The sequence below is a fragment of the Streptomyces sp. NPDC001204 genome, assembly GCF_053598035.1.
The window spans coordinates 131,805-139,505 of record NZ_JBSFJL010000007.1; the positions used below are offsets into that span (position 1 = coordinate 131,805).

Consider the following 7,701-nt stretch of genomic DNA (forward strand, 5'->3'; position numbering starts at 1 on the left):
CGTCAACGCACCTCCTTGCGCGCGCCCCGCAGGACCGCTGCCACCACGCAGCCGAGCGTGAGGACCACGGCGACGGCCAGGGCCTGCTGCGCGTGGTCGGCCGCCGTGTGCCGCAGGAACGCGTCCGGCGCCTTCGCCAGCTCGGTCGGGAGCCGGCGCGACACCCCCGGCAGCGCCCCGAGCAGCGGGAGCGTGAACAGTACGAGCAGCGCGTACCCGACGGTGCCGAGCGTGCTGCGCGCCAGGGTCGCGGCCAGCGCCGTGACCGCCACGGCGAACACCAGGTACACCGAGCCGGTGAGCGCGGTCCAGCCCATGGCCGCCGTACCGGGATTCCCCAGCAGGACGGCCGTCTCGTACCAGGCGGCGAGCAGCCCGGCCAGGTAGCCGCCCACGGCCCCGGCGGCGCTGACCGCGAACCTCGGCACCAGCAGATCGCCGAAGCGCCGGGCGCGCGTCCGGTAGAAGACCGCCAGCGCGGGCTTGGCGTCGATCGAGCACGCGTACGCCGCCACGACGACGGTCACGACGAGGCCGATCCCGAACGCGTTGTTCACGTACTGGGCCACACCGTCCGCCGGGACCGGGGGCGGAAAGACGATCTTCACTCGCTGGGCCGAGCCGCCGGCGTGGTCCAGCAACTGCCCGGAGTACCGGGCGAGCAGCGGCCCGCTGAACCCGAAGACCACGAAGACACCCAGCAGCGCGATCAGCCTCTTGGTGCGCAGCAGCCGAAGCCACTCCACCCGCCACAGCGAAAGCTCGTTCACGCCGCACCCGTCCGATCCGCTTCCCGTCGCCCGTGGTCCACGTGGTCCACGTGCTCCACGCGTCGGCCGTCCTGTCCGTGCCGTCCGCCGGTCAGCGCCAGGAACGCGGCCTCCAGGTCGGCGTCGACCGGATGGAGGCTGATCAGCGCGGCGTCCGCCGCGGCGATCGCCTGCGGCAGCCGGCGCTCACCGACCGCCGTGCTCGACGCCTCGACGCGCACGGACCCGTCGGAGTTCACCGCCACCGAGGTGACCCACTCCTGCCGCCGCAGCAGTTCGGCCAGCCGCTGCTCGCCGCCCGCGCGCAGGCGCAGCTCCCAGGCCGGCCGGAGGAACCGGTCGATCAGGTCGCGGACCGGCCCCTGGAACAGGAGCCTGCCCCGGTCGAGCACGCCCACCGTGTCGGCGACCCGCTGGACGTCCGCCAGGACATGACTGGAGAAGATCACGGTGCGCGTCCTGCCGAGACCGGCGACCAGGGACAGCACCTCCGCCCGCCCGGACGGGTCGAGCGCGCTGGACGGTTCGTCGAGGATCAGCAGCTCGGGGTCCAGCGCCAACGCCACCGCGAGGCCCAGCCGTTGCTTCATACCGCGGGAGAAGCCGCCCGTGCGCCGACCGGCCGCCTCGGTCAGGCCGACCTCGGCGAGTACGGCCGCGACCGGGTCGGGGGCGGTCCCAACGGTGTCGTGCGCCGGTCCGCCGCGGCGCCGGCGTCCGCCGCGCGCGGCCAGACCGCGGGACTGGCGCACCACCTCCGCCGCGGTGAGCCAGGGTTCGAACTCGGGGGTGTCCGGGCAGACCCCGATCCGCCCCGCGTCGACCGCCGTCCGGACCTCGCCCGCGTCGAAGCGGCGCAGACCGGCCACGATGGACAGGAGCGTCGTCTTCCCGGCGCCGTTCGGGCCCACCAGACCGTAGACACCGCCGCGCGGCACCTCCAGGTCCACGCCGTGCAGCCCCGCCCCGTGCCCGTAGTCGCGCACCAGGTTCGCGGTCACCACGGCCGGCCCGCTCATCGGTCCTCGCTCCGTCCCGTCACCAGATAGGCGATCGGGCCCACGGGGTTCACGAAGAGGCATATCAGCACCCAGGCCCAGCGGGGCAGGTGACGGGTGCTCCGGTGCCGCGCGAGGTCGATGAGGCAGTGGACGAGCAGAGCGAGCTCGGCGACCAGCAGGGGCGCGATCGCGGCCCAGGGGACCGCCGAGGAGTTGAGGCTGGAGGCAATCACGGGACGGACTCTCTGTAGGGGTGTCGGAGCGGCCGGTTCACGGCGTCTCGGGCGGGAGGATGAAGAGTCCGCCGACCTTCTCGTCCGTGTCGAAGGCGACCCGGGCCTTCATCTCACCGGCCTCGTAGCGCAGAGGGATGTCCACCACGGTGTGATCGCCGATGCGCCGGACGAACGGTTCGCCCTCGCCGAAGCCCTCGAACGCGCCGACGAGTCCGGCGACGCTCGCCAGCGCGTTGCCCCGCACCTCGTCGGTGAAGGCCGCCAGGACCTCGGCGTTGAAGGACGGCCTGGCGTCGTCCATGCGGCCTTCGAGGACGGCCGTGACGATCTCGAGGGCGCGCTCCGCGGCGTCGGTCATGCGCACTGTCTTGTCCATGGGTTCTCCCGTTCGGGGGTCGATGGGCTTGCCGAACCGCTGGAACGCGGCCTGGCGGGTGACTCCGAGCAGGTCCCCGACCTCCTGCCAGGTGTGGCCCGCGTCCCGGCACTGCTGCACGCAGAGCTTGAGCACCTGTTCCGCCAAGGCGTCGACGTCCTGGGCGCGTCGGATCAGGTCGAGGTAGGCCGGTGGGGCCAACGGGCTGCCCACCGCGGAGGCCAGGGCCGCGGCGTGCTCGGCGAGCCGGGCACTCAGGGAAGCGAGGGGGAGGGAATCGGTCACATGTAAAGGGTGCCTTTACACCCGGGGGTGTGTCAAGAAACCCTTTACAACCCCAACGACCCTGACCCGGGCGCCCGTGAACAGCCCGGCGGTGGGCGGGAGATGAGGAGAGCGGGTCCACGGCGGCGCGGAGTCCGCCGGTGCGTGATCCGTCACCGGTGTCCGGTCCGTGACTTCGGGGTGACAATGGGGGGCATGGAACCCATCAGCCCCCTGGAGCAGGCCCTGCACGCCGCCCGCGCCCTGGTGCTCGCCGATCTGGTCGCCGGCGAGGTCGCCGACGCGGACGTGGTCTCGCTCGTGGAGGACTCCGTCGTCCAGCGCCGCTGGTGGGTGGAGCAGTGGCCGGAAGGCGCCCAGTACGTGGCGGGCCTGGTCGCGCAGGACGTCCAGGACGCGCTCCTGGAGCGGTACGGCCGCTGGCCGCTGTGCCCGGTGTGCGGCTACGGCGACCCGCACGCGCTGGACGTCGAGCCGGAACTCGGGCCGGACCCGCACTGGGTGTGCTCCAAGGCGGGCGTGAAGGTGGCACCGGTGGGCGCGCTGGCGGAGGCCACCGGCCGGAGCACGACGTCGTGACGGCGTCGCGCCGGGCGGTCGCACCGTGACCCTCTACATCGACCCGCCGTCCTGGCCGGGTCACGGCCGCATGTGGTCCCACCTGGTCAGCGACGTCTCGTACGACGAACTCCACACCTTCGCCGAGGGGTTGGGCGTGCCCCGCCGGGCCTTCGAGCGGGACCACTACGACCTGCCCTCCCACCGGTACGCCGACGCGGTGGCGGCCGGCGCGGTCGAGGTCAGCAGCCGCGAGGTGGTGCGGCTGCTGTACGCGGCGGGGCTGCGCCGCCCCAAGCGCCGTGTTCAGGGCCGCAGTTCGTAGAAGATCTCCTCCTCGCCCTCCCGCACGGCGACGAAACCGGCGCGGTTGACGACGCGTTGGGAGGGAAGGTTGGCGCGGTCCACGGTCGCGACCAGCAGCCGTACCTCGTCCCGGGCCAGCGCCCAGCCCGACAGCGCGCGCAGGGCCTCGGTCGCGTAGCCGTGGCCACGGGCGGACACGGCGAGGTCGTAACCCACCTCCGCGCGCCCCTCCTCGTCGGGCACCCCGTGGAAGCCCATCCCGCCGACCGCGCACCCGTCTTCGCCGCGCACCAGCACGAACATCCCCCACTCGGGCCGGTGCGCCCCGGCCTCGTACGCCTTCACGGTCATCCCGGCGGCGTCCCGCGTGCCCTCGTAGGGCCCGCCCTCGGCCCACGTGAACCCGCCGTCACCGCCGGCGCTCAGATCGCGGGCGGCGGCGGGAGTGACACCCTCCAGGGTGAGCCGGTCGGCGGGTACGGCCGGCGGGTTGCTCCAGCGCCACTCGGTGACCGGTGGCCGACCGGGCAGGTCGCCGCGGCCGGTGGCCCACAGCAGCGTCGGCCAGGGTGCGGAGCCCGGCCGGACGTGCGGGAAGAGCCGGGTCAGCACGTCCTCGCACAGCTCGGCGGGCGGCTCGTAGGCCAGGTGCAGGCCGGTCGCGATGTCATGCGTGTGCAGCAGTACCTCGGCGACCCCCATCGCGGCGAACCCCTCGCGGTTCGCGCCGCGGAAGGGGTACGGGTGGAAGGCCCGGACCTCGCGCGGGGTGGTGCGGACGGCGGCGGCGAGCAGGGCGCCGGTCGTCTCGACCACGTCCAGGACGTCCGCGTTTCCGGTGCCCTCGTCGAGGGTGATCTCGAAGGGGACGTAGGCGCTCCGCGCCCGCCCGGCCAACTGCCCGGCGTACGCGATGAGATCGCCCGCGATGTGCTCCGCCGTCCGCCGGCAGCTCCACTCCAGCCGCCCGGCCCTCACCCCGTCCCAGTCCCGGTCCGTCGCCGTCCTCAGCAGCGCCACGGCGCCCGCGACGGCCTGCTCCACCTGCTCCCCACCCCATGTACGCATACGGCGCAGGGTAGGCGCGGCGGGGCCTCAGGGCGACAGCATTTCCAGCTCCGAGGCGACGTTGTAGCGGGCCGTCGCCTCCCAGTGCTCCGCCCCGTACGGGGTGCGGAACAGGCGGGGCAGGGCGAGGAGCTGCCGCAGGACGGCGGCACGGCCCTCGCGGAAGGCGTCGTTCGGGACGAAGTGGTACTCCTCACGGACGCCGGCCGCGTAGGCGGCGTACGCCGACGGGGACGCGGCGAGGATCGCCAGATCGGCGTCGCACAGCACCTGGCCGTCGCGGTCGTCGTCGGCCGGATCGTGGGTGACGGTGAGCCGGACCAGCCGGGCGGCTTCGGCGGTCTTCGCGTCGGCGACTCCGGCCTCCGGGAGCGCCCGCTCGGCCAGACGCGCGGACCGCTCCTCGTTCTCGGAGCGCTCGGGCAGGTAGACGGCGTCGTGAAACCAGGCGGCCAGCCGCACCACGTCCGGGTCGGCGGCGTATTCATCCAGTACATCGATGTGATCGAGGACCGCGGTCAGGTGCGTGAGCGTGTGGTAGTGCCGCTGCGGCTCCCGCCAGCGCTTGAGCAGGTCGTCGGCGTACGGCACCGGGTCGGGACCGCCACCGGGGCCCCGGGCGCCCTCCAGGGCGCGGGTCCAGCGGGAGCGCAGGGCATCGAGATCGGCCATACGGCCATTGTCCGGTGGAGCGGGCACGACTTCCGCCGATGTGCGCGAGGTACGGGATCCACGAGCCCGCGGGCGCCGGGAAGGCGGGGCTGAACATCATCGGGTGACCGGTTCCCGGCCGTGTGTCTGCCGACCGGCGTACCCTGATATTGGACTAGACCTGTCCGCTTCAGGGGAAACCGAGGGAAGGGCTCCTATGAGCATGCGTGCAGTCCTGGAGGTGATCGCCCTCGACGTCGAGGACGCGGTCGCCGCTCAGGCCGGAGGCGCGGACCGCCTCGAGCTGGTCACCGACATGGCGGCCGACGGGCTCACCCCGTCGGCCCGTACCGTCGCCGGGATCCGCGCCGCCGTGGACATTCCGCCGCGCGTGATGCTGCGGCTCGCGGACGGATTCGGCGCGGGGGGCGCCCGGGGGCTGGACCGGCTGGTGGGCGTCGCGGGCGAGCTGCGGGCGGCCGGCGTCGAGGAGTTCGTGCTCGGGTTCCTCGATTCTCGGGGCGGGGTCGATCTGGCCGCCGTGGAGCGGGTCGCCGGCGAGCTGGACGGCTGCCGCTGGACCTTCCACCGGGCGATCGACCGTGCCGCCGACCGGGACGCGCTGCGCAAGCGGCTGGACGGGCTGCCGGGGCTCGACACGTATCTGACGGCGGGTGCCGCCTCGGGCGTGGACGACGGGCTGCCCACGCTGATCGCGGAGGCCGCGCGCGGTGGTGAGCCCGGCTACGAGCAGCAGATCATGGTCGGCGGCGGCCTGCGGCTGGACCATGTGCCCGCGCTGCTCGCGGAGGGGATCGACGCCTTCCACATCGGCGGTGCGGCCCGCCCCGGCGGCTGGGACGGGCCGGTCTCCGTCGCGGCGGTCGCGGAGTGGCGCGCGGTCCTGGACGGGGCGGCGGTCCGGCAGCCGGCGGGCTGAGACACGGTGCCTGGTCCGGGGTGAGGTGGGTCCGGGTCGGGTAATTCGTACGCCTGGCCCATTCCGACCGGGCACGATGTCGTTCATGACAGCAACGTCCCCTGACCCCACCGGGCTTCCGTATCACCGTATGGCCCGGTACTCACCTCACCACCGCTGGTGGTGGCCGCTGCTCGGCACTGTGGTGCTGGTGTTCGGGTCGGTCCTGGCCACCCTGTTCCTCTACATCGTCACCGAGGGGATCGGCACGGCCGCCGGTTATCCGGAACTGCCGGACGGCGGCGTCGACTTCGGCCCCGTTCTGGGTACGGGTCTGGACCTGGCGTTCATAGCCGTGGACCTGCCGCTGGTCCTGCTGGCCGTGCTCTGGCTGGGCCGGCGTCCGGCCGGCACGGTGGCCTCCGTCACCGGTCGGCCGCGTTGGCGATGGCTGGCCTGGTGCCTGCTGGCCGCCGTACCCCCCATGGTGCTGCTGCCGGTGGTCGCGATCTTCCTGCCGGACGACCAGGGCGACGGCGGAGGGGCCGGCGTGTGGGTGGGGTGGCAGACGTTCCTCGTCTCGCTGGCCATGCTGGTGGTCCTCGTGCCGTTGCAGTCGGCGGCGGAGGAGTACGTGTTCCGTGGCTGGCTGCTCCAGGCGGCCGGTGCCTTCCTCCGTACCCCGTGGCTCGCGGTGCTGCCGCAGGCGGTGCTCTTCGCGGCCGCGCACGGCTGGGGCACGCCCTGGGGTTTCGCCGATCTCCTGGTGTTCGGTGTGGTGGCGGGGCTGCTGACCATCCGCACGGGCGGACTCGAGGCGTCCATCGCCCTGCACGCGCTGAACAACCTGCTGGCCTTCGGCCTGTCCGCCGCGTACGTGGACGGACTGGCGTCCGACGAGACGGCGGCGGACGCCACCTGGCAACTGGCCCTCGTCGACATGGCCTCGGTGCTGCTCTTCGCCGCGATCGTGCTGTGGCTGGCACGGCGACGCCGCCCGCAGAACCTGTCCGGCCCGGTCCCCGAGCCGATCCCGCCCCACCTCCTGCCGTACTCATCGCCCCAGGGCGCGCATTGGCCGTACGGGCCGTACCCGCAACAGGCGCCGGGTGCGTACGGGCCGTACCCGGGGCCGCAGGGCATGTACGGGCCGTACCCGCAGCCGCCCGGGTCGCATGGGGCGTACCCGCCGCCGGGCGCACAGGGGGCGTACGCTCCGCCGCCGGGCGCGGTTTGGCCGTACGCCTCACCGCAGGGCAGCCATGGACCGTACGCACCGCCGCCCTCGAACGGGGCCGTCCCCGGCGCCGCGCCGTCCGGCCCTGCCGGGCCCGGATCCGCCGCATCCGGCGCCGACGCGCCCAGCCCCGCCGCACTCGGGTCCACCGCGTCCAGCCCGGTCTTGCCCGGCGACGCACCCGGCCCTGATGGGTCCAGCCCTGCCGCCGCGCCCGGCGTCGCCGCGTCCAGTTCGGCTGGGCCCGGCGGCGTGCCCAGTCCCGCCGTGCCGCGTTCCGCTGCGCCCGGTGAA

Annotated in this window: 10 protein-coding genes; 4 read left to right on the forward strand and 6 right to left on the reverse strand. The window is 73.9% G+C overall.

Going from position 1 to position 7,701, the window contains the following annotated elements; translation table 11 throughout:
- Positions 1-2: 2 nt before the first annotated feature.
- From ACWC91_RS12550 to ACWC91_RS12565, 4 genes are read right to left on the reverse strand one after another with little or no spacing between them, the layout of a single operon-like run.
- On the reverse strand, positions 3-770 hold the full coding sequence (locus ACWC91_RS12550) for a hypothetical protein (RefSeq protein ID WP_450643255.1): 768 nt from the start codon (positions 768-770) through the stop codon (positions 3-5).
- The gene (locus ACWC91_RS12555; protein ID WP_450643257.1) at positions 767-1,789 is read right to left on the reverse strand and encodes an ABC transporter ATP-binding protein; all 1,023 of its coding nucleotides are present in this window, start codon (positions 1,787-1,789) and stop codon (positions 767-769) included. Before ACWC91_RS12555 ends, ACWC91_RS12550 begins: the two co-directional genes overlap by 4 nt.
- On the reverse strand, positions 1,786-2,004 hold the full coding sequence (locus tag ACWC91_RS12560) for a PLD nuclease N-terminal domain-containing protein (protein WP_225074585.1): 219 nt from the start codon (positions 2,002-2,004) through the stop codon (positions 1,786-1,788). The genes ACWC91_RS12555 and ACWC91_RS12560 overlap by 4 nt, the downstream gene beginning before the upstream one ends.
- 37 nt (positions 2,005-2,041) lie before the next feature.
- Positions 2,042-2,668 carry a DUF3887 domain-containing protein gene (locus ACWC91_RS12565; protein ID WP_225074586.1) on the reverse strand — a complete coding sequence of 209 codons (627 nt, stop codon included), beginning with the start codon at positions 2,666-2,668 and terminating at the stop codon, positions 2,042-2,044.
- Positions 2,669-2,863: 195 nt separating this feature from the next.
- On the opposite strand from ACWC91_RS12565, the gene ACWC91_RS12570 reads away from it, so the two are divergent.
- Positions 2,864-3,247: a hypothetical protein gene (locus ACWC91_RS12570; protein ID WP_141360150.1), complete on the forward strand. Its 384-nt coding sequence runs from the start codon at positions 2,864-2,866 to the stop codon at positions 3,245-3,247.
- A 25-nt stretch (positions 3,248-3,272) separates the two neighbouring features.
- Complete coding sequence (locus ACWC91_RS12575) at positions 3,273-3,551, forward strand: DUF4031 domain-containing protein (protein ID WP_225074587.1); 279 nt, start codon at positions 3,273-3,275, stop codon at positions 3,549-3,551.
- Here the strand turns inward: ACWC91_RS12575 and ACWC91_RS12580 are convergent.
- On the reverse strand, positions 3,533-4,600 hold the full coding sequence (locus ACWC91_RS12580) for a GNAT family N-acetyltransferase (protein WP_225074588.1): 1,068 nt from the start codon (positions 4,598-4,600) through the stop codon (positions 3,533-3,535). The genes ACWC91_RS12575 and ACWC91_RS12580 overlap by 19 nt on opposite strands.
- Before the next feature lie 27 nt (positions 4,601-4,627).
- Positions 4,628-5,272, reverse strand: coding sequence for an HD domain-containing protein (locus ACWC91_RS12585; RefSeq protein ID WP_225074589.1), 645 nt, complete (start codon positions 5,270-5,272; stop codon positions 4,628-4,630).
- 196 nt (positions 5,273-5,468) lie between these two features.
- On the opposite strand from ACWC91_RS12585, the gene ACWC91_RS12590 reads away from it, so the two are divergent.
- On the forward strand, positions 5,469-6,191 hold the full coding sequence (locus ACWC91_RS12590) for a copper homeostasis protein CutC (protein WP_225074590.1): 723 nt from the start codon (positions 5,469-5,471) through the stop codon (positions 6,189-6,191).
- Positions 6,192-6,276: 85 nt separating this feature from the next.
- The coding region (locus ACWC91_RS12595) for a CPBP family glutamic-type intramembrane protease (protein ID WP_450725892.1) at positions 6,277-7,701 on the forward strand (1,425 nt) is incomplete at its 3' end.